The following is a 21114-nucleotide window of genomic DNA, read 5'->3' as shown; positions in this document are numbered from 1 at the left end:
CCGGCCTCCATGGGACAGAATGGGGTATGCCGCCCTCCCGCCTCGTCGTTGCCCGTGCCCTCGCCGTGGGCCTGGTCGGCGTGCTGGCGGCCGGCGCGTGCTCGGCCTCACCGACGCCGCCGCCGCTCACCGGCACGAGCGGGACTGCGGCCGCGACGACGGCCACGAGCGCCTCGGGGGCACCGACGACCGCGGGCTCGCCCACGGGTGATGCGTCCCAGTCGCCCGCCACGCCCGACACGGCGGGCCCACCCGTTGCACTTCTCGGTGGTCTCGACGTGCCGTGGTCGATCGCGCCCCTGCCCGACGGCAGCTCGCTCGTCAGCGTCCGCAACACCGGCGAGGTGCGCCACGTGCCGAAGCCGGGGTCCGGCGGTCGGGCGACGGTCGCCGGCACGCTGCCCATCACGCGCTCGGCGGGCGAGGGGGGTCTGCTCGGCCTGGCCGTGCCCGAGGACTTCGAGGCCAACCCGGTCTTCTACGCCTACTACTCGACCGACAGCGACAACCGCATCGCTGCCGTCCCGTGGCGCGACGGCACGCTCGGTGAGCCGCAGGTGATCCTCGACGGCATCCCGATGGGCCGCAACCACAACGGCGGGCGGCTCGCCTTCGGGCCCGACGGCTATCTCTACGCCGCCACGGGAGATGCCGGCGCCAGGTCGCTGTCGCAGAACCTCAGCTCCCTGGGCGGCAAGATCCTGCGGATCACGCCTGAGGGCAAACCCGCCCCGGGCAACCCGTTCGGCGGCTCCCCCATCTGGTCCTACGGGCACCGCAACGTCCAGGGCCTCGCCTGGGACAGCCGGAAGCGCTTGTGGGCCAGTGAGTTCGGCGCCAACACGTGGGACGAGCTCAATCTCATCAAGGCCGGGGAGAACTACGGCTGGCCCGAGGTGGAGGGGATGGCCGAGAACCCCGCTTTCGTCGATCCCGTGGCGCAGTGGCCGACCTCCGAGATGTCGCCGAGCGGCATCACCGTCGGACCGGACGGAGCGGTCTACCTCGCCGCGCTCCGGGGCGAGTCGGTCTGGCGGGTGCCGGTGAGGCCCGACGGCACCGCCGGAACGCCGACGCGACACCTCGAGGGCACCTACGGTCGGATCCGTGACATCAGGTTCGTCGACGGCCGAGCGTGGATCCTCACCAACAACGGCACCGACGACCGGCTGATGTCGCTCCCACCCTCCGACGTCGGCGCCACCTGAGCGCCTGCCTCGTGCACGTCACCCCTGGGGCGAGGCCCGATCCGTGGCTAGCCTTGCCCCGAGAGTGGTCGCCGTCCACTCCGTGACGAGGAGGTCCAGGGCATGGGTTCGTACGACGAGATCCTCGGCCAGGTGCCGACGCAGCAGCTGGCGGAGCAGTGGGGTGTGGACGAGAGCGAGGTCGAGCAGGCCGTGCAGACGGCCCTGCCGGCCCTCCTCGGTGGCCTGCAGGCCAACGCTCACGACCCGGCGGGAGCCCAGTCGCTCGCATCGGCACTGTCCGACCACCAGGGCGCGACGGTGAGCAGCCTCGCCGACGTCGACGAGCAGGACGGCCAGAAGATCGTCGGCAACATCTTCGGCGACAACACCGACCAGGTGATGAGCCGGCTGGGAGGCGTCGGCGCCGGTGTCGGCGGGTCCGGCTCGGGCGGATCGCTCGTGCAGAAGCTGCTGCCGATCCTCGCCCCCATCGTCATGTCGTGGCTGGCCAACAAGCTGAGCCAGGGCGGAGGGCTGGGCAGCATCCTCGGCGGGGGGTCGGGTGCGGACGAGGCGACGACCTCGGCACCCGACAGTGGCCCGCTCTTCCCGGGCGGCCAGGGCGCGGGCAGCGGCCCGGTGCAGTCCCCCGGCGGAGACGCCCCCGCCTCGAGCGGGTCCAACCCGCTGGAGGACATCCTCGGGCAGGTGCTCGGCGGCGCCTCCGGCGGCGGTGCCTCCGGCTCGGGCGGCGGCGCCGGCGACATCCTCGGCGGCATCCTCGGTGGCCTGCTCGGCGGCGGCAAGCGCTGACCTCGCCGCCCCGCCAGCACCGCGCCCACCCCCAAAACCGGCCCCACACCCGATCGAAAGAGCACTTCGTCGGGGCGAAAGAGCACTTCGTCGGGGTCGCACTCAGCGCGACCGGCCGTGGCCGCTCGACTCGCTCGGCGCGGATGCCGCCGGGCCGAGCGCCGGGCGGTTACTGGAGCTTGGCGAGGATGAGCTCACGGGCCTTGCCCGCGTCGGCCTGACCCTTCATCTCCTTCATCACCTGGCCGATGAGGGCGCCCGCCGCCGCGACCTTGCCGTCGCGGATCTTGGCCGCGACGTCGGGGTTGGCCGCGATGACCTTGTCGACGGCGGCTTCGAGCGCACCGTCGTCCTGGACGAGCTCGAGCCCGCGGGCGTCCGCCACAGCAGTGGGCGTGCCCTCGCCGGCGAGGACGCCGTCGAGCACCTGCCGCGCCATCGAGTCGTTGAGGCGGCCCGAGACGACGAGCCCGTCGAGCTCGGCGATGTGCGCGGGCGTGAGGCCGAGCCCGGCGGCATACGTCACGATGTCCTGGCCCTCGGCGTTCGCGCGCCGTGACGGCTCACCGAGCCACCACTTCTTCGCGGCAGCAGCGCTCGCGCCGGCGGCGACAGTCTCCTCGATGAGCTCGACCGCTCCGGCGTTGACGACGTCGCGCATCTCGAGATCGCTGTAGCCCCAGTCGGACTGGAGCCGCTTACGGCGCAGGCCGGGAGGCTCCGGCAGCGTCGCGCGCAGCGCCTCGACCGTCTCGCGCGTCGGCGCGACGGGCACGAGGTCGGGCTCCGGGAAGTAGCGGTAGTCCTCGGCGTCGGACTTGACGCGGCCCGACGTCGTGATGCCGGTGTCCTCGTGCCAGTGACGCGTCTCCTGCAGGATCGAGCCGCCGCCGTCGAGGATCGCCGCGTGCCGCGAGATCTCGTAGCGCACCGCTCGCTCGACCGAGCGCAGCGAGTTGACGTTCTTCGTCTCGGTGCGGGTGCCGAGCGGCACGGCGAGCTGCTCGGCGCTCGTCGGCTCGCCCACGCGCGGACGCAGCGACACGTTGGCGTCGCAGCGCATCGAGCCCTGCTCCATCTTGACGTCGCTGACGTCGAGGGCGCGGAGCAGGTCGCGCAGCGCCGAGACGTAGGCCTTGGCGACCTCGGGCGCCCGCTCCCCCGCGCCCACCATGGGCTTGGTGACGATCTCGATGAGCGGGATGCCGGCGCGGTTGTAGTCGACGAGCGAGTGGTCGGCGCCGTGGATGCGGCCGGTCGCGCCGCCGATGTGCAGCGACTTGCCGGTGTCCTCCTCCATGTGCGCGCGCTCGATCTCGACGCGGTAGGTGCTGCCGTCCTCGAGCTCGACGTCGAGGTAGCCCTCGTAGGCGATCGGCTCGTCGTACTGCGACGTCTGGAAGTTCTTCGGCATGTCCGGGTAGAAGTAGTTCTTCCGGGCGAAGCGGCACCACTGCGCGATCTCGCAGTTGAGTGCCAGGCCGATCCGGATGGCCGACTCGACGGCCTTCTCGTTGACGACCGGCAGGGCGCCGGGCAGACCGAGGCAGACCGGGCAGACCTGCGAGTTGGGCTCGGCGCCGAACTCGGTCGGGCAGCCGCAGAACATCTTCGTCGCGGTGTGCAGCTCGACGTGGACCTCGAGACCCATGACGGGGTCGAACTTGCCCATGGCCTCGTCGTAGTCCATGACGGCGTCGGCAGTGGCCGTGCTCATGTCAGGCTCCCTTCGCAGCAGCAGCGCCGCCCAGCTCGGGCGCGCGGTCGAGGATCGGACCGCCCCAGCGGTCGACGAGCGCGGCCTCGAGGGCGGCGCCCACGGAGTAGAGGCGCTCGTCCTTCGTCGCCGGAGCGAGGATCTGGATGCCCGCGGGCAGCCCGTCCTCGTCCGCGAGACCCGAGGGGATCGACATGCCGGGCACGCCGGCGAGGTTGGCCGGGATGGTTGCGATGTCGTTGAGATACATCGCCATCGGGTCCTCGAGCTTGTCGCCGAGTTTGAACGCCGTCGTCGGCGCCGTCGGGCTGACGAGCACGTCGACGCGTCCGTATGCCGCGGCGAAGTCCTGCGCGATGAGCGCGCGCACCTTCTGCGCCGAGCCGTAGTACGCGTCGTAGTAGCCGGAGCTCAGCGCATACGTGCCGAGGATGATGCGGCGCTTGACCTCGGGGCCGAAGCCGGCATCGCGGGTTGCCGCCATCACCTGCTCGGCACTCGGGTCGTCGACGCCCTCGGGCAGCACGCGCAGGCCGTAGCGCATCGCGTCGAACTTCGCGAGGTTGCTCGACGCCTCGCTCGGGAGGATGAGGTAGTACGCGGCGAGCGCATAGTCGAAGTTCGGGCAGCTCACCTCGACGACCTCGGCGCCGAGCTCCTCGAGCAGCGCGACCGACTCGTCGAAGCGGGCGCGCACGCCCGGCTGGTAGCCCTCGCCACCGAGCTCCTTGACGACACCGATCCGCATGCCGCGCACGTCAGCGGCACGGGCCGCCTCGACGACCGGCGGCACCGGAGCGTCGATCGAGGTCGAGTCCATCGGGTCGTGGCCGCCCATGACCGCGTGCAGCAGGGCGGTGTCGAGCACCGTGCGGCCACAGGGGCCGGCCTGGTCGAGCGAGCTCGCCAGCGCCACGAGCCCGTAGCGCGAGACCCCGCCGTAGGTCGGCTTCGTGCCGACGGTCGCCGTGACGGCCGCCGGCTGGCGGATCGACCCGCCGGTGTCGGTGCCCGTCGCGAGCGGAGCCTGGAACGACGCGAGCACCGAGCTCGAGCCGCCGCCGGAGCCGCCGGGGATGCGGTCCAGGTCCCACGGGTTGCGCGACGGGCCGTACGCGGAGTGCTCGGTCGAGCTGCCCATCGCGAACTCGTCCATGTTCGTCTTGCCGAGGATCGGCAGGCCGGCCTCGCGCAGCTTGGTCACGACCGTCGCGTCGTAGGGCGGGATCCAGCCCTCGAGGATCTTGCTGCCGCACGTCGTCGGCAGTCCCTTCGTCGTCATGACGTCCTTGACGGCGATCGGCACGCCCGCCAGCGCGCCGAGGCTCTCGCCGGCCGCGCGACGCTCGTCGACCGCGCGGGCCTGCGCGAGCGCGCCGTCGGTGTCGACATGGAGGTAGGAGTGCACCTGCCCGTCCACGGCGGCGATCCGGTCGAGGTACGCCTGCGTCACCTCGACGGAGCTGATCGTCTTGCTCGCGAGGGCGCCCGCCAGGTCGGCGGCAGTGGCCCTCGTCAGGTCGGTTGGCAGGTCGGTCACGTCATTGCCTTCGATTCGTAGCTGCGACAGGAGGTTTCGGAAGTGCCCGTCACGGGCGAGGGCGTATGCCGGGAGGCTGGGCCCAGCGGCATACGCGGGCGTCGGCGGAGGCTCAGTCCTCGTCGAGGATGCGCGGCACCGAGAAGCGCTGCTGCTCGGCCTCGGGGGCGCCCGCGAGGACGGCCGCGGCGCCGAGGCTGGGGCGCACGACATCGGGTCGGGTCACGTTGGTCAGCGGCATCGGGTGCGACATCGGGGCCACGCCCTCGGTGGGGGCCTGCTGGACCTTGGCCACGGACTCGAGGATGACCCCGAGCTCACCCACCATGCGGTCGAGCTCCGCGTCGGAGAGCTCGATGCGGGCGAGGCCGGCCAGATGGGCTACGTCGTCGCGGGACAGGGAGGACATGCCGGTCAGTCTATGGGGCAGCCCAGCAGGCCCGGACCACCCGTCCCGCACGCTCAGCCGCGAGCGCGCCGGGTCAGGACGGGCGACGTCGACGGCCTCGACGACGGGAGCGATGACACCCGTCCGCACCCGTCGGCGCGAGGGCTCAGGCGGCCGGCGTCAGTCGCGGGTCGCGCGCCGTCGGTCGAGGACGAAGCGGCGCAGGGCATTGCGGGCCGTGCCCCAGATGCCGTGGCGGAAGAGCAGCACGATGACGACGAAGATGCCACCCGTGATGAGGCCGATGCCCTCGAAGCCGGAGCTCGACAGGTAGTCCTCGAGCGTGACGACGACGCCGGCTCCGACGAGGCCGCCCCAGAGGGTGCCGATGCCGCCGAGGACCGTGATGAGCACGACCTTGCCCGAGGTCGTCCAGGCGAGCTCCTGCAACGACGCGAAGCCGTGGCTGATCGCGAAGACGCCGCCGGCGAGCCCGGCGAGCCCGGCGGAGATGACGAAGGCCTTGATCTTGAAGACCTCGACGTCGTAGCCCAGGGCACGTGCGCGCGCCGGGTTGTCACGCACCGCGGTGAGCACCCGCCCGAACGGCGAGTTGACGACCTGCCACGCGATCGCGATGCCGATGACGATGAGCACCGCGCCGGCGTAGTAGAAGTAGAAGGAGTCGTTCTCGACCGCGTCGATGCCGAAGAAGGTGCGCGGGATGCCCTGCAGGCCGTTCTCACCGCCGGTGAGGTCGCGCAGCTGGTTGGCGATGAAGTAGATCATCTGGGCGAACGCGAGGGTGACCATGGCGAAGTAGATGCCGGTCCGGCGTACCGACAGCCAGCCGATCGGCCAGGCGATGAGCATCGCGAAGACCGAGCCGCCGATCACCGCGACGGGGAACGGCACGCCCCAGGTGATGGCGATGAGGCCGGTGCAGTAGGCCGAGCCACCCCAGAAGGCGGCGTGTCCGAAGCTCAGCAGCCCCGTGAAGCCGAGCAGCAGGTCGACGCTGATCGCGAAGAGCCCCCAGCACAGGATGTCCATCGCGACGGGCGGGTAGATCCAGTACGGCAGCATCACGAGCACGGCGAGGCCGGCCAGCAGCATGAGGTACCGCCACGGGCTGCGCCGCGACAGGATCGAGGGCTGAGCCAGGTCGACGTCGACCTTGGCGGTCATCTGCTCGCTCACGCGACCTCCTCCCTTCCGAAGAGTCCGGAGGGCCGGACGAGGATCACGGCCGCCATGAGCACGAAGATGACGATCTGGGCATAGGCCGGCGCGTAGGCGACGCCGTAGGCCTCGACGAGGCCGACGAGGAAGCCGGCGACGACCGCGCCGAGGATGGAGCCGAGGCCGCCGATGACGACGACGGCGAACAGGATGATGATGAAGTTGCTCCCCATCTCGGCCGTGATCGCCCGGGTCGGAGCGGCGAGCACTCCGGCGAGGCCGGCGAGCGCGATCCCGAAGCCGAAGACCGGGGTGACCCACCGGCCGACGTTGATGCCGAGGGCCCGGGTGCGGCCGGGGTCCTCGGTCGCGGCACGCACGATCATGCCGATGCGCGTCCTCGTCATGAGCAGGCCGACGGCGAGGCACAAGACGACGGAGAAGACGCAGGCGAAGATCGCGTAGACCGAGAGGTTGACGCTGCCGACGGTGACCTGACCACCCAGGCCCGCGGGGATCTCGTACGGCAGCCCCGACACGCCGTACCGCAGCTTCACGGCCTCGACGAGGATGAGGGTGAGGCCGAAGGTCAGCAGGAAGTTGTAGAGCGGGTCGAGGGCGAGCAGCCACTGCACGAGGAGGCGCTCCATGAGCACTCCGAAGCCGAACATGATGACCGGCACCACGACCAGCGCCACCCAGAAGCCGAGGCTCAGCTCCGCCAGGAGGACGGCCGCGATGACGGCGCCGAGCATGTAGCAGGCTCCGTGGGAGAAGTTGACGACCCCGAGGACGCCGAAGATGACGGCGAGGCCGAGTGCGGACAGGGCGTAGAAGCCGCCGGCGGCGAGCCCCTGGAGGGTGTACTGGATGAATTCGCTCATGTCTCTCGCTCGTTCGCGGTCGATCGGCTGGTGCGGCGCCTGACCGGCAGGCGCCCTGTGCCGTATGCCGTCCGGCGCGGCCGCGTGGCACACGACCGGACGGCATACGGCCTGGCGGGTCAGCCCATCGTGCAGGCGGGGTTGGCCTCGCCGTAGGCCTCAGCCGCCGGGATGGTCTTCTCGATGTCCTCGTAGTCCCACTCCTCCGGGGCGGAGCTCTTGACCTTGGCGAGGTAGACGTCGTGCGTGACGGCGTGGTCGGCCTTGCGGATCTCACCGTTGCGCAGGAAGACGTCGTTGATCTTCTTGCCCTCGAGCTTGCCGACGATGGTGTCGGCGTTGTCGGTGCCGGCCTCCTGGACGGCCTCGAGGTAGTTCATCGCGGCCGAGTAGTTGGCGGCGTGGGCGAAGGAAGGACGGGTGTTCGTCTTCTCGGTGAAGCGGTCTGCCCACTTCTTGTTCTCGGCGTCGAAGTTCCAGTACCACGCGTCGGTGAACTGCGTGCCGGCGAACTGGTCGACGCCGAGCGAGTGGATGTCGGTGATGAACATCAGGCCGACGGCGAGCTGGACCTTGCCCTTGAGCGAGCTCTGGTTGAACTGCTTGACGAAGTTGATGAGGTCGCCGCCGGCGTGCATCGAGCCGATGACCTTCGGGTTGCCCTCGCCGGCCTTGGTGATGAAGGTGGCGAAGTTGTCGCTCGGGAAGGGCGAGGCGATCGACTGGCCGACGGTGCCGCCGTTCTTCGTGACCTCGGCGCTGAACGACTTGTTCATGTCCTGGCCGAAGGCGTAGTCGGGGTAGACGATGTTCCAGCTCTTGCCGCCCTCCTGGGTGATCGTGCCGGCGGTGCCGCGAGCGAGGACGGCGGTGTTGTAGGCCCAGTGGAAGGTGTACTTGTTGCAGCTGGCACCGGTCAGCGCCGTCGTGCCCGCGCCGATGTTGATGTAGAGCTTCTTCTTGTTCTTCGCCTGGGTGGCGACGGCGAGCGCGGCGGCGGAGTTCGGGACGTCGAGGATGATGTCGGCCTTCTGCCGGTCATACATCTCCTGCGCCTTGGAGTTGGCGATGTCGGCCTTGTTCTGGTGGTCGGCCGTCACGATCTCGATGTCCTTGGCGACGGCCTTGTCGGCGTACTTCGCCTTGTAGTCGTCGATCGCCATCTGGATCGCGACCTTGGAGTTCGGTCCGGACAGGTCCTTGTAGACACCGGACTGGTCGTTGAGCAGGCCGATGACGACCTTGTCGTCGCTCAGCCCGCCGGCTGCCGCCGCCTGCGGACCGCCCGCGCCGCCGCACGCGGACAGGGCGAGCGAGGCGGTTGCGGCGATCGCGATGGCCGAGACGGCGGTGGTGTTTCTGCTGCGCATGTCCCCTCCTGGGGGTGGGTTCGGGTGGTGGAGGTGGGCGGGTGGGTGGGTGGAGGACAGGGGCGGATGAGACGTGTGGCGCGGTGACGTGCCGTGGTGCCGATCCCGCCCGGTGGGCCGCGGGCCGCGGCTTACATCCCGAGGTGGGTGAGCAGCTCGCTCTCGCGGGCCGCGAGGGCGTCGTTGGACAGGTGCTCCACGACCTTGCCCTGCGCGAGCAGGTAGTGGCGGTCGGCGACCGACCGCGCGAACGCGACGTTCTGCTCGACGAGGAGCACGCCCACGCCCTGGGCCTTGATCTCGCGGATGATCTCGCCGATGCGCTGGACGATGACCGGGGCGAGGCCCTCGCTCGGCTCGTCGAGGAGCAGCAGGCGCGACCCCATCCGGAGCACGCGGGCCATGGCGAGCATCTGCTGCTCGCCACCCGACAGCTTCGTGCCCGGGAAGTCGCGGCGCTGCGCCAGCACCGGGAAGTGGTCGTAGACCTTCTCCATCGACCATGCCGAGTCGTGCACGACCGGCGGCAGCATGAGGTTCTCCTCGACGGAGAGGCTGGCGTAGATGCCCCGGTCGTCGGGCACCCAGCCGATGCCGGCCCGGGCCCGCGCGTCGGGGCTGCGCCGCCCGAGGTCGCTCCCGTCCAGGGAGACGGTGCCCTTGACCTGCTTGTGCAGCCCCATGACGGAGCGCAGCAGGGTCGTCTTGCCGGCACCGTTGCGCCCGACGAGGGTGGCCACCTCGCCCGGGGCGACCGTGACGGAGACGTCGGTGAGCACGCGGGCCTCGCCGTACCACGCCGAGAGGTCGGTGACCGAGAGCAGCGCGGGAACCCCGTCGTCCGGGCCCCTGTTCGCGTCCGCGGTCGTGGTCGTAGTGGACGACCGCTCCGTCGTTCGCTCACCCATGCGCTCACTCATGCGTTCACTCATGCGTTCACTCATGGACGGCTCCGAGGTATGCCGTGATGACGCGTTCGTCGGCACGGACCTGGTCGTAGGGACCCTCTGCGAGCACCTGCCCCGACTGCAGCACGGTGACGCGGTCGGCGAGGGAGCCCACGACGTGCATGTTGTGGTCGACGAAGACGACGGTCCGGCCGGCCGACAGCGACTTCACGAGGCCGATGGTGCGGTCGACGTCCTCGAGGCCCATCCCCGCCGTCGGCTCGTCGAGCAGCAGCAGCTTGGGGTCGAGCGCCATGGCGATGGCGAGCTCCAGGGCTCGCTTCTGGCCGTAGGCGAGGGACGAGGCCGGAGCACCGGCCCGGTCGGCCAGGCCGACCTGGTCGAGCAGTTCGAGCGAGCGCTTTCGGAAGCGGCTCAGCCTCGCCACCGAGCGCCACCACTGGTTGGCGAGGCCGGTCGGGCTGGCGAGCGCCAGCTCGAGGTGCTCCTGCAGCGTCATGGCCTCGAAGAGGCTCGTGATCTGGAAGGAGCGCGCGATGCCGAGCGGTGCGATCTGCTCGGGAGCCTTGCCGGTGATGTCGTGCCCGTCGAAGTGGACGGTGCCCGACGTGGGGGTGAGGAATCCGGTGAGCAGGTTGAACAGTGTCGTCTTGCCGGCTCCGTTGGGTCCGACGAGGGCGTGGATGGTTCCGCGCTCGACAGCGAGGTCCACGCCGGAGACGGCCCGGAAACCCCGGAACTCCTTGGTCAGGGAGCGGGTCTCGAGCAGCGGGGTAGCCGTCAAGGCCGGCACCTCCTCGTGCATCTGCGGCGTCGTCGGGTGGGTGTCACCCGGCGGTCCACCGGGAGTCCCCCGGTGATCGACTCGGCACACTCTAGGAGGGCTCGGCGGGCTGTGGACGGTCCCGCCGCACACAGCTCGGGGGCTTGTATGGGTGCTACGCACATGACCGTCACGACCGCAGGTCAGGGCCCGTCCGGACCTCCCGCGGGGGTCACAGGCGGGTCACGTGCAGGTCACGATGGGGTGATGCTCAGGCGGCCGGGTCCACGGTTGCTGGTCACCGGTTGCTGGTCACCGGGTGCTGGTCTACGGGTGCTGCTCACCGGGTGCTGCTCACTCCGGCGAGCCCGTCTCGAGCAGCCTCCGGAAGCCTTCCTCGTCGAGGATCGCGAGCCCGAGCTCCTCCGCCTTGGCGGCCTTGCTGCCGGCATTGGCCCCGACGACCACCCAGTCGGTCTTCTTCGACACCGATCCGGATGCCTTGCCCCCTCGGCTGATGATCGCCTCCTTGGTCTCGTCGCGGGAGAAGCCCTCGAGCGAGCCCGTGACGACGACCGTCTTGCCCTCGAGCGTGCGCGCCACGGACTCGTCGACCTCGTCGGCCATGCGCACGCCGGCCTCGGCCCACTTGCGCACGATCTCCTGGTGCCAGTCGACCTCGAACCACGCGGTGACCGCCTCGGCGATGACTCCCCCGACGCCCTCGGCCACGGCGAGCTCCTCGGTCGACGCCGCCCGGATCGCCTCCATCGAGCCGAAGTGCGTGGCGAGCGCGCGGGCCGCGGTCGGGCCGACGTGCCGGATGGACAGGGCCACGAGGACGCGCCACAGCGGTTGCGACTTCGCCTTCTCGAGCTCGGCGAGCAGCTTCTCGCCGCCGGCCGACAACACGCGGCCGTCGACGACCGCCTCGGGCGGGTCGGTCCTCTTCGCGGCGCGGGTGTAGAGCGGGACGGTCGCGAGCTTCTCGCGCGTGATGCCGTACTCCCCCGCGGCCGGGCTGTCGGGCGGCGGCGCGAAGAGGTCGCCCTCGTCGGTGATGATGCCCGACTCGAGCAGGGCGATCGAGCCCTCCCAGCCGAGCGCCTCGATGTCGAGCCCACCGCGCGAGGCCAGGGCGAAGACGCGCTCGCGGAGCTGGCTCGGGCACGAGCGCGCGTTGGGGCAGCGGATGTCCTTGTCGCCCTCCTTCTCCGGAGCGAGCGGCGTGCCGCAGGCAGGGCACTCGGTCGGCATGACGAACGCGCGCTCGGACCCGTCGCGCAGGTCGACGACGGGCCCCACGATCTCGGGGATGACGTCGCCGGCCTTGCGGAGCACGACGACGTCGCCGATGAGCACGCCCTTGCGCTCCACCTCGTAGGCGTTGTGCAGCGTCGCCTGCTCGACCGTCGACCCGGCGACGACGATCGGCTCCATGACGCCGTAGGGGGTGACCCGTCCGGTGCGACCCACGTTGACCCGGATGTCGAGCAGCTTGGTGTTGACCTCCTCGGGCGGGTACTTGAACGCGATGGCCCAGCGGGGGGCCCGCGACGTCGCCCCGAGCTGGCGCTGGAGCGCCACCTCGTCGACCTTGACGACGATGCCGTCGATGTCGTGGGCGCGGTCGTGGCGGTGCTCACCGTGGTAGGTGACGAACTCCTCCACCGCAGCGATGTCGGGCAGGACGCGCACCTCGTCGGAGGTGGGCAGCCCCCAGGCCCGCAGGACGGCATACGCCTCGCTCTGGCGCTCGACGTCGAAACCGCGGCGAGCCCCGAGACCGTGGACGAGCATGCGCAGCGGCCGCGAGGCCGTCACCTTGGGATCCTTCTGGCGCAGCGAGCCCGCGGCGGCGTTGCGTGGGTTGGCGAAGGGCGCCTTGCCGGCCTCGACGAGGCTGGCGTTGAGGTCGGCGAAGGCGGCCGTCGGGAAGAAGACCTCGCCGCGGATCTCGACGAGCTCGGGCACGTCGTCGCTCATGAGGCGCGAGGGGATGCCGCTGATCGTGCGCACGTTGTGGGTGACGTCCTCACCGGTGCGCCCGTCGCCGCGGGTGAGCGCGCGTACGAGGCGGCCCTGCTCGTAGAGCAGGTTGACCGCGAGACCGTCGATCTTCAGCTCGGTGAGGAAGTGGGCACCGGTGCCCACCTCGCGCTCGACGCGCTCGGCCCAGGCCCGCAGCTCCTCGAAGGAGAAGGCGTTGTCGAGGCTCAGCATCCGCTCGACGTGGTCGACCGTCTCGAAGCCCGTCGCGAAGGAGGCTCCCCCGACGTTCTGTGTCGGGCTCTCGGGCGTGCGCAGCGCCGGGTGCTCCTCCTCGATGGCGTTCAGTCGACGCATGATCTGGTCGTACTCGGCGTCGCTGATCGTCGGCGCGTCCTTGACGTGGTAGGCGAACTGGGCCGCACTCGCTCTCTCGGCGAGCTCTGCCCACTCCTGGTGGACGGCGGCGGGGATGTCGTCGGTCAGTGGGGCACCACCGGTCTCGGTCACGCGTTCATCCTGCCAGTCGGCACCGACGCCGCGGGCTCGCCCCGAGGGCCCACCTGCGGGCACGACCCGGTCTGTTCAGCAGGCTACCGACCAGTCACAATGGGCCGGAACCGGCCGGAGCAAAGGAGCCTCGATGACCAACCTCGCCAGCAACCTCGTCGCCACCGCGGAGCGGATCCCCGACAAGGTGGGCATCCGCCTCGACCAGGCGGGCGTGACGTGGTCGCAGCTGCACCAGGCGGCCGCTCGGGTGGCGGGCCAGCTGCGTGCGGCCGGCCTCGAGCCCGGCGACCGGGTCTCGCTCATCCTGCCCAACGTGCCGGCCTACCCCGTCGCCTTCTACGGCACGCTCCTCGCCGGCGGAATCGTCGTGCCGATGAACCCGCTCCTCAAGGCGGGCGAGATCCAGTACTTCTACGAGGACTCCGGGGCGCGTTTCAGCTTCGTGTGGCCCGACTTCGCCGAGGAGGCGGGCAAGGCGGCCGCCGAGACGGGGACTCGCCTCGTCGTCTGTGGCCCGATGGGCCCCGCCGACGGTCAGTTCGACGCGAGCGAGTCGGCCGCCGACCCCGTGCTCGTGCCCGTCGAGCGCGACGACCAGGACACCGCGGTGATCCTCTACACGAGCGGCACGACGGGCAAGCCGAAGGGCGCCGAGCTCACGCACTTCAACCTGCACCGCAACGCCGAGGTGTCGGCGAGCGACATCATGCAGATCGGCGAGGACGACGTCATCATGGGGTGCCTGCCCCTCTTCCACGTCTTCGGCCTCACGTGCGGCCTCAACACCTCGGTGCTGCGCGGCTCGACCCTCACCCTCATCCCGCGCTTCGACCCGGCCAAGGCCATCGAGGTCCTCGGCCGTGACCACGTCACGATCTTCCAGGGCGTGCCGACGATGTATGCCGCGATCCTCAACCACGCGGACGCCGACCGGGCCGACACGAGCACCCTGCGCACCTGCGCCTCGGGAGGGTCGGCGATGCCGGAGGCCGTGATGAAGGCCTTCGAGCAGAAGTTCCACTGCCAGATCCTCGAGGGCTACGGGCTGTCCGAGACCTCGCCGGTCGCGTCGTTCAACATGCCCGACAAGCCGACGAAGCCCGGCACGATCGGCCGCGCCATCCCCGGCTGCGAGATGAAGCTCGTCGACATCGACGGCAACGACACGCCCCCCGGCGAGATCGGCGAGATCGCGATCCGCGGCGAGAACATCATGAAGGGCTACTGGAACCGTCCCGAGGCGACGAAGGAGGCCATCCCCGACGGATGGTTCCGCTCCGGCGACCTCGCGACCGTCGACGACGAGGGCTACTACACGATCGTCGACCGCAAGAAGGACCTCATCATCCGGGGCGGGCTCAACGTCTACCCCCGCGAGGTCGAGGAGGTGCTCTACACGCACCCCGAGGTGCTCGAGGCGGCCGTGGTGGGAGTCCACGACGACCTCATGGGCGAGGAGGTCGGTGCCGCGGTGGTCCTGCGCCCCGGCGCGACGGCGACCCTCGACGACATCCAGACCTACGTCAAGGACCGCCTCGCCGCCTACAAGTACCCCCGCAGGCTCTGGATCCTCCCCGAGCTGCCCAAGGGCCCGACGGGCAAGATCCTCCGGCGCGAGGTGCGTCCCCCCGCCTGACACCCAGCCGCCTCCCACCCGCGGGTATGCCGTCCGGCTTGGCCCCGCTGCATACCTGCGGGTAGGGTCTGCGCGGCCCCCGCGCAACCTCCGACAGGCAGTCGGCCACGCGCGTCGTTTTGTCGTATGCCGTGTCATCGGTGACACTGGTACGGGGTTCCAACCGACTCGTCCACGACTCCGCCACCGGCGCGGAGCACTCCCATGCGGGTCATCGAGGGGATTGCTGCGTGAAGCTCACCATCCGTCACACCGTCGTCTCCAGCATGGCTCTCGTGGCCGTGCTGGCTGTCTCTGCCTGCAACGCGTCGGCCAACGCCGACGGCGGAGCATCGGCCGCGACCGGCGCCGGAGGCAGCCAGACGAGCTCGGCCGGCGGTCAGCCCAGCGCGCAGACCCCCACCGTCGACCCCGTCACGTGGAAGACGACGCCGCAGGACAAGGCGACCAATGTCGCCGTCGACACCCGCGTCACGGCCTCGGCAGACAAGGGCACCCTCGAGAAGGCGTCTCTGTCGTACGTCAGCAAGAAGGGCAACACCGTCAAGGTCGACGGCACGCTCGAGAACGGCACGTGGACCGCCGGTGACCTGCTCGAGCCGGGCGTCAAGTACACCCTCGCCCTCGAGGCCAAGACCACCGACGGCGCGACGATCGAGGAGACGCGCACCTTCCGCACGGACAACCTCACGCTCGACCAGCAGGTCTACGTCGCGGTCTCGCCGCGTGACGGCGGCACGGTCGGCATCGGCATGCCCGTCATCGTGCGCTTCGACCTCCCGGTCGTCGACAAGGCGAACTTCGAGAAGAACATGCACGTCACGACCACGCCGGCCCAGGCCGGCTCGTGGTACTGGCTGTCGTCGAAGGAGGCCCACTGGCGGCCCGCGACGTACTGGAAGCCCGGCACCAAGGTGAAGGTCGACGCGCAGCTCAACGGGGTGCCTGCCGGTGGTGGCCGCTGGGGCGAGATGAGCCGCACGTCGGAGTTCACGATCGGTCGCTCGGTCATCGCGAAGGTCGACCTCAAGAAGCACCAGATGAAGGTCGTCATCAACGGCAAGGTCGCCAAGACCATCCCCGTCACCGGTGGCCAGCCCGGCTTCATCACCCGCTCGGGCGTCAAGGTCATCATGGACAAGGTCACCAACATCACGATGCGCGCCGAGACCATCGGCCTCAAGAAGGGCGACCCCGGGTACTACTCCGACACCCCCGTCAAGTGGGCCCTGCGGTTGACGAACTCCGGTGAGTTCCTGCACTCCGCCCCGTGGTCGGTCAAGGACCAGGGCGTGCGCAACGTGAGCCACGGCTGCACCGGCATGAGCGACTCCAACGCCGAGTGGGTCTACAAGAACATGATCATCGGCGATGTCGTCGAGACGACCGGCACCGACCGGCCGATGACGATGGGCAACGGTTACGCCGACTGGAACCTCAGCCCTGCCAAGTGGGCCGCGGGCTCGGCGCTCTGACGCCGCCCGACCGCTGCTGACCAGACGGCCGGCCACCCGCGAGGGTGGCCGGCCGTCGGCCTGTCCCCGGTCGAAGGGGGTCGACCGGCGCTCAGGAGGCGCTGCGCTCCTCGAGCTCTCGCGACGTGTCGACCGCCGCGCGCAGCACGGCCAGGGCGACGTCGGGAGCGCGCGTTCCGAGGCCACAGGCCGGGGTCACGACGACGTCGAGGAGCCGGCCGGACGGCATACCGATGCGGCGCCACGCGGCGACGAAGTCGTCGGCGAGCTGCTGCGCACGCAACCGGCTGCCGTCGGTGGGCACGAGGCCCGCGTGCAGCCGCATGCCGTCCTCGACGGCGACGGCGATGCCCTCCCACGCCCGGGGACGCAGCAGCGACGTGTCGAGCGAGAGGGCAGTCGGGCCGGCGGCGCGGAGCAGGGGCACGGGCGGCTCGGCGGCGCAGCAGTGCAGGACGGTGTCGCCGTCGTGGGCGCCGAGCACCGTCTGGAGGCCGGCCGCCGCCACCTGCGGGTCGAGGCTGGGCAGTCGCCCCCATCCCGACGAGGTCGGTAGACGCCCGGCGAGCACGGTCGGCAATGACGGCTCGTCGACCTGGAGCACGATCTGGGCACCGGGAACGAGCGCACGCACGGCCGCGACGTGCAGCCGCACCCCCTCGGCGAGGGACTCGACGAGGTCGCGGCACGCGCCCTCGTCGACGATGACCCGCTCGCCGCGGTGCAGCCAGAGCCCGGCGGCGAGGGTCCAGGGACCGGCCACCTGCAGCTTGAGGGGTCCGGTGTGTCCGTCGAACGCCTCGGCGAGCTCGTCGAGGTCCTCACGGAGCAGGGCCGCCGTGCGCTGGGCGTCGCGGCCCGGTCGGTCGACGAGACGCCACCCCACCGGCTGGAGGTCGACGGGCAGCTCGACGAGCATCCCCGCGGTGCGCCCGATGAGGTCGGCGCCGGGTCCTCGCTCGGGCAGCTCGGGCAGGTGGGGCAGCTGCCCGTCGAGCAGCTCGCGCACCTGGCCCACCGCGTCGCGCACCGAAGTGCCTGGCCAAGAGCCGATTCCCGTCGCGAGCGTCACCGCGCCAGTATGCCGCCGCGCCGGGTCGTCGCCGTCACGGCCCCTTCCGCCGGGGACCGGTCGGGCCGTTAGGTTGGCGGTCGTGAGGCGAGACTTCGGTGGGCCCGACGACCTGGCGGCGATGCAGTCCATGGCCTCCCGGCTCTGGACCCCGCGCAGCCGCTTTCACCCGGGGCAGCTCACGTGGAACCGGTACTCCCGGCCAGTCGACCCGACCTCGCTCGACGACAGCGAGGCGATCGCCGTCTGGACGGACGGGGACGAGACGGTCGGGTTCGGCTGGGCGGAGGCGCCCGACTGGCTGGAGCTGCAGGTGGACCCCGCCCGCCCCGACATCGCTGAGGAGCTCGTCGAGTGGTTCGAGGAGGTCAGCGACGCCGAGGCACAGTCGGCTCTCGTGATGGAGGGGGACGTTGCCGAGCAGGCTCTGGCCGCAGCGGGTTTCGAGCCTGACCGAGATGCTCCGTGGTTCACCCACCACGTCGTCGAGGTCGAGGCGCTGCCCGACGTGCCGCTCGTCGAGGGCTACCGCTTGCGCCACGTCGAGCCGCACGAGGTGCGCGAGCGAGCGGCCGTCCACGCGGCCGCATGGTCGCAGCTCGGCCCCTCGACGGTCGATGCGACGGCATACGGCCGGCTGATGGCCGCGTGGCCCTACCGGCACGACCTCGACTGGGTCGCCGTCGACGAGGAGGGCGAGATGGTCGCCTCGGCGCTCGTGTGGCTCGACCCGCCGACGGGCGTCGGCCTCGTCGAGCCGGTCGGTTGCGTGCCTGAGCACCGAGGCCGCGGGCTGGCCCGTTCGGTCACCCTCGCGGCGCTGCACGCCCTGCGGTCGGCCGGTGGAACCGTGGCCCAGGTGACGCCGCGCGGCGACGCCGCGTATCCGGGGCCGCAGCGCCTCTATCGCTCGATCGGCTTCCGTCCGACCGCCCGCACGGTGACCTGGACCCGTTCGCTCGACTGAACGCGCCGTCGACGGACGATCAGCCTGCAGATCAGTCTGCAGTCACCGTCGCCCTGACAGCACCAGACGCCGACTGATCCGCAGACTGATGACGTGCACGTCGATCAGCGATCACGCTGCAGATCAGTCTGCAGTCACCGTCGCCCAGACAGCACCAGACGCCGACTGATCCGCAGACTGATGACGTGCACGTCGATCAGCCATCACGCTGCAGATCAGTCTGCAATCACTGTCACCTAGACAGCACCAGACGCCGACTGATCCGCAGACTGATGCTGACGGAGCATCACGCTGCGGATCAGTCGGCAGATCAGTCGGCGGGTGGTGCCGTGGTGACGGGCTCGAGGCGGGAGGCGGCGATGGTCGCCGAGCCGATGACCCGCGTGCCGTCGTAGAGCACGACCGACTGGCCCGGTGCGACGCCGCGGATCCGCTCGTCGAGGCGAACCTCGACGCGGCCGTCGTCGGCCCAGGCCGTCGCCGCGTGCTCCTCACCGTGAGCCCGCACCTGGGCCCCGACCCGCACGACCCCCTCAGGTGGCGGTCCGCACCAGCGGGCGTGATCGCCGGAGATCGCGTTGACCCCCAGCAGCTCCTCCGTGCCGACAACGACCTCGTTCGTGCGGGGTCGCACCTCGACGACGTAGCGCGGCCGTCCGTCGGACGCCGGCCGTGAGAGCCCCAGACCCCGCCGCTGGCCGACGGTGAAGGCGAAGGCGCCGTCGTGGTGGCCGACGACCTCTCCGGAGGTGTCGACGATGTCGCCGGGCGCCTCCCCCAGCCTGCGGGTCAGCCAGCCCCGCGTGTCGCCGTCGGGGATGAAGCAGATGTCGTGGCTGTCGGGCTTCTTCGCGATGAAGAAGCCTCTCTCTGCAGCCTCCTCGCGGATGCGCGGCTTCTCGGTGTCTCCGAGCGGGAAGAACGCCCGGGAGAGCTGGTCGGCGTCGAGCACCCCCAGGACGTAGCTCTGGTCCTTGGCGGTGTCGACGGCCCGGTGCAGCTCGCGTCGCCCGTCGGCGGTCTCGACGATCTGCGCGTAGTGCCCGGTCGCGACCGCGTCGAAGCCCAGTGCCACCGCCTTGTCGAGCAGGGCGGCGAACTTGATCTTCTCGTTGCAGCGCAGGCACGGGTTGGGGGTGCGGCCGGCGGCATACTCCCGCGTGAAGTCCTCGACGACGTCGCGGGAGAAGCGGGCTGCCATGTCCCAGACGTAGAACGGGATGCCGAGCACGTCGGCCACCCGACGCGCGTCGCCGGCGTCCTCGATCGTGCAGCATCCACGGGCCGACTCGCGCAGCGTCGCGGCGCTCTGGCTGAGGGCGAGGTGCACCCCGACGACCTCGTGGCCCGCGTCGAGCATGCGGGCAGCGGCCACCGCCGAGTCGACGCCGCCGCTCATGGCAGCCACGACTCTCATGACGCGCCCCCCGCAACGGGGACGAGGAGGACCACGACGCTCACGAGGCCGTCGCCTCCCGCGCACGACGAGCACGCTCGATGGCGGCGGGCAGCGCGTCGATGACGGCGTCGACATCGGCCGACGTCGACGTGTGGCCGAGCGTCAGGCGCAGCGCTCCCCGGGCGTCGCTCTCGGAGATGCCCATGGCGAGCAGGACGTGGCTCGGCTGCGGCACGCCGGCCTGGCAGGCCGAACCGGTCGAGCAGGAGACGCCGGCAGCGTCGAGCAGGTAGAGCAGCGAGTCGCCGTCGCAGCCCGGCACGAGCAGGTGGACGTTGCCGGGCAGTCGGTGCGTCGTGTCGCCGGGCTCCCAGAAGCCGGTCGGCCGGATGCCGGCACCGAGGGCCATCGCACGCTCGATGAGGTCGTCGCGCAGGGCCGCGAGGCGCACCGCCTCGGCCTCCATCGACTCGGTCGCAGCGACGATCGCCGCGGCGAAGCCGACGATGGCGGGGGTGTCGAGGGTGCCCGAGCGCACCTGTCGCTCCTGGCCGCCTCCGTGCGTCAGTGGCACGAGGCGGGCATCGCGCCGGGCGAGGAGCGCGCCCACGCCGATCGGGCCTCCGAGCTTGTGCGCCGTGACCGAGAGCAGGTCGGCTCCGCTCGCGGCGAAGTCGACCGGCAGGTGCCCCGCGGCCTGCACGGCGTCGGTGTGGAAGGGGATGCCGTGCTCGCGCGCCACGGCCGCGATGCCCGCGACGTCCTGCACCGTGCCGACCTCGTTGTTGGCCCACATGACGCTGACGAGCGCGACCGAGTCGGGGTCGGCCTCGATGGCCGCGCGCACGGTGGCGGGCTCGACCCGGCCGTCGGCCGTGGAGTCGAGCCAGGTGACCTTGGCGCCCTCGTGGGCCACGAGGAAGTCGACGCAGTCGAGCACGGCGTGGTGCTCGATCGCCGACACGAGCAGACGCACCCGGGCCGGGTCGGCGTCACGCCGCGCCCAGTAGGTGCCCTTGACCGCGAGGTTGTCGGACTCGGTGCCTCCAGAGGTGAAGAGCACCTCGGACGGGCGTGCACCGAGGCAGCGCGCGATCTTCTCGCGCGACTCCTCGACGGCACGCCGCGATGCCCGACCCGTGCGGTGCAACGACGAGGCGTTGCCGACCACGGCGAGCTGCTCCGTCATGGCGGCAAGCGCCGCGGGCAGCATGGGCGTCGTCGCCGCGTGGTCGAGGTAGGCGGTCACCCACCGATTCTAGGCTCCACCGCACGAGCTCCCGACCGCGATGCGGCTGCGGGCGCCGC

Annotated in this window: 17 protein-coding genes; 5 read left to right on the top strand and 12 right to left on the bottom strand. The window is 71.0% G+C overall.

The genetic code is table 11. The annotated features are described in order from the left end of the window. The first annotated feature begins 26 nt into the window (after window positions 1–26). Both FBY41_RS12370 and FBY41_RS12365 read left to right on the top strand, forming a co-directional pair. Window positions 27–1208: a PQQ-dependent sugar dehydrogenase gene (locus FBY41_RS12370; RefSeq protein ID WP_141844548.1), complete on the top strand. Its 1182-nt coding sequence runs from the start codon at window positions 27–29 to the stop codon at window positions 1206–1208. A gap of 102 nt (window positions 1209–1310) precedes the next feature. Beyond that, a complete protein-coding gene (locus FBY41_RS12365) occupies window positions 1311–2003 on the top strand; it encodes a DUF937 domain-containing protein (protein WP_141844547.1) in 693 nt (230 codons plus the stop codon). 169 nt (window positions 2004–2172) lie between these two features. Here FBY41_RS12365 and gatB read toward each other — a convergent pair whose 3' ends face one another. From gatB to ligA, 9 genes are all read right to left on the bottom strand, one after another. After that, window positions 2173–3720: an Asp-tRNA(Asn)/Glu-tRNA(Gln) amidotransferase subunit GatB gene (gatB, locus tag FBY41_RS12360; protein ID WP_141844546.1), complete on the bottom strand. Its 1548-nt coding sequence runs from the start codon at window positions 3718–3720 to the stop codon at window positions 2173–2175. A 1-nt stretch (window position 3721) separates the two neighbouring features. Next, complete coding sequence (gene gatA, locus FBY41_RS12355) at window positions 3722–5251, bottom strand: Asp-tRNA(Asn)/Glu-tRNA(Gln) amidotransferase subunit GatA (RefSeq protein ID WP_141845111.1); 1530 nt, start codon at window positions 5249–5251, stop codon at window positions 3722–3724. A 121-nt stretch (window positions 5252–5372) separates the two neighbouring features. Next, the gene (gatC, locus tag FBY41_RS12350; RefSeq protein ID WP_141844545.1) at window positions 5373–5669 is read right to left on the bottom strand and encodes an Asp-tRNA(Asn)/Glu-tRNA(Gln) amidotransferase subunit GatC; all 297 of its coding nucleotides are present in this window, start codon (window positions 5667–5669) and stop codon (window positions 5373–5375) included. Window positions 5670–5828: 159 nt separating this feature from the next. Beyond that, entirely contained in the window at window positions 5829–6848 is a 1020-nt protein-coding gene (locus FBY41_RS12345) for a branched-chain amino acid ABC transporter permease (RefSeq protein WP_260439727.1), read from the bottom strand. Further along, a complete protein-coding gene (locus FBY41_RS12340) occupies window positions 6845–7714 on the bottom strand; it encodes a branched-chain amino acid ABC transporter permease (protein WP_141844544.1) in 870 nt (289 codons plus the stop codon). Before FBY41_RS12340 ends, FBY41_RS12345 begins: the two co-directional genes overlap by 4 nt. A gap of 119 nt (window positions 7715–7833) precedes the next feature. Then, window positions 7834–9084: an ABC transporter substrate-binding protein gene (locus FBY41_RS12335; RefSeq protein WP_141844543.1), complete on the bottom strand. Its 1251-nt coding sequence runs from the start codon at window positions 9082–9084 to the stop codon at window positions 7834–7836. 131 nt (window positions 9085–9215) lie between these two features. Beyond that, window positions 9216–10004 (bottom strand): ABC transporter ATP-binding protein, encoded by a 789-nt coding sequence (locus FBY41_RS12330; RefSeq protein WP_260439725.1) that lies wholly within the window; start codon window positions 10002–10004, stop codon window positions 9216–9218. Between the two features lie 16 nt (window positions 10005–10020). Then, window positions 10021–10776, bottom strand: coding sequence for an ABC transporter ATP-binding protein (locus FBY41_RS12325; RefSeq protein WP_260439724.1), 756 nt, complete (start codon window positions 10774–10776; stop codon window positions 10021–10023). Between the two features lie 333 nt (window positions 10777–11109). Then, window positions 11110–13254 carry an NAD-dependent DNA ligase LigA gene (gene ligA, locus FBY41_RS12320; protein ID WP_141844541.1) on the bottom strand — a complete coding sequence of 715 codons (2145 nt, stop codon included), beginning with the start codon at window positions 13252–13254 and terminating at the stop codon, window positions 11110–11112. Between the two features lie 133 nt (window positions 13255–13387). On the opposite strand from ligA, the gene FBY41_RS12315 reads away from it, so the two are divergent. Together FBY41_RS12315 and FBY41_RS12310 are read left to right on the top strand one after the other, a co-directional pair. After that, window positions 13388–14893, top strand: coding sequence for a long-chain-fatty-acid--CoA ligase (locus FBY41_RS12315; RefSeq protein WP_141844540.1), 1506 nt, complete (start codon window positions 13388–13390; stop codon window positions 14891–14893). Between the two features lie 230 nt (window positions 14894–15123). Beyond that, a complete protein-coding gene (locus FBY41_RS12310; RefSeq protein ID WP_260439723.1) occupies window positions 15124–16368 on the top strand; it encodes a L,D-transpeptidase in 1245 nt (414 codons plus the stop codon). Between the two features lie 91 nt (window positions 16369–16459). Here FBY41_RS12310 and FBY41_RS12305 read toward each other — a convergent pair whose 3' ends face one another. Next, a complete protein-coding gene (locus FBY41_RS12305) occupies window positions 16460–17440 on the bottom strand; it encodes a methionine synthase (RefSeq protein ID WP_141844539.1) in 981 nt (326 codons plus the stop codon). Between the two features lie 82 nt (window positions 17441–17522). Between FBY41_RS12305 and FBY41_RS12300 the strand changes: the two genes are divergently transcribed. Continuing rightward, window positions 17523–18407 carry a GNAT family N-acetyltransferase gene (locus tag FBY41_RS12300; protein ID WP_260439722.1) on the top strand — a complete coding sequence of 295 codons (885 nt, stop codon included), beginning with the start codon at window positions 17523–17525 and terminating at the stop codon, window positions 18405–18407. A 310-nt stretch (window positions 18408–18717) separates the two neighbouring features. Here the strand turns inward: FBY41_RS12300 and mnmA are convergent, their stop codons facing one another. Beyond that, window positions 18718–19824 carry a tRNA 2-thiouridine(34) synthase MnmA gene (gene mnmA / locus FBY41_RS12295; RefSeq protein ID WP_141844538.1) on the bottom strand — a complete coding sequence of 369 codons (1107 nt, stop codon included), beginning with the start codon at window positions 19822–19824 and terminating at the stop codon, window positions 18718–18720. Between the two features lie 40 nt (window positions 19825–19864). Next, complete coding sequence (locus tag FBY41_RS12290) at window positions 19865–21055, bottom strand: cysteine desulfurase family protein (RefSeq protein ID WP_141844537.1); 1191 nt, start codon at window positions 21053–21055, stop codon at window positions 19865–19867. Window positions 21056–21114 lie beyond the last annotated feature (59 nt).

It is taken from the genome of Humibacillus xanthopallidus (genome assembly GCF_006716675.1).
In the GTDB taxonomy this organism is placed as follows: Bacteria; Actinomycetota; Actinomycetes; order Actinomycetales; family Dermatophilaceae; genus Humibacillus; species Humibacillus xanthopallidus_B.
Note: the sequence above shows the minus strand (reverse complement) of the source record. Positions and strands in the feature narration are given on the sequence as shown.

Coding starts and splice junctions, on each gene's coding strand:
- FBY41_RS12315 (WP_141844540.1), top strand. CDS start 13,388: ATGACCAACCTCGCCAGCAACCTCGTCGCCACCGCGGAGCGGATCCCC.
- FBY41_RS12340 (WP_141844544.1), bottom strand. CDS start 7,714: ATGAGCGAATTCATCCAGTACACCCTCCAGGGGCTCGCCGCCGGCGGC.
- FBY41_RS12335 (WP_141844543.1), bottom strand. CDS start 9,084: ATGCGCAGCAGAAACACCACCGCCGTCTCGGCCATCGCGATCGCCGCA.
- FBY41_RS12370 (WP_141844548.1), top strand. CDS start 27: ATGCCGCCCTCCCGCCTCGTCGTTGCCCGTGCCCTCGCCGTGGGCCTG.
- FBY41_RS12365 (WP_141844547.1), top strand. CDS start 1,311: ATGGGTTCGTACGACGAGATCCTCGGCCAGGTGCCGACGCAGCAGCTG.
- FBY41_RS12330 (WP_260439725.1), bottom strand. CDS start 10,004: ATGAGTGAGCGCATGGGTGAGCGAACGACGGAGCGGTCGTCCACTACG.
- gatC (WP_141844545.1), bottom strand. CDS start 5,669: ATGTCCTCCCTGTCCCGCGACGACGTAGCCCATCTGGCCGGCCTCGCC.
- mnmA (WP_141844538.1), bottom strand. CDS start 19,824: ATGAGAGTCGTGGCTGCCATGAGCGGCGGCGTCGACTCGGCGGTGGCC.
- gatB (WP_141844546.1), bottom strand. CDS start 3,720: ATGAGCACGGCCACTGCCGACGCCGTCATGGACTACGACGAGGCCATG.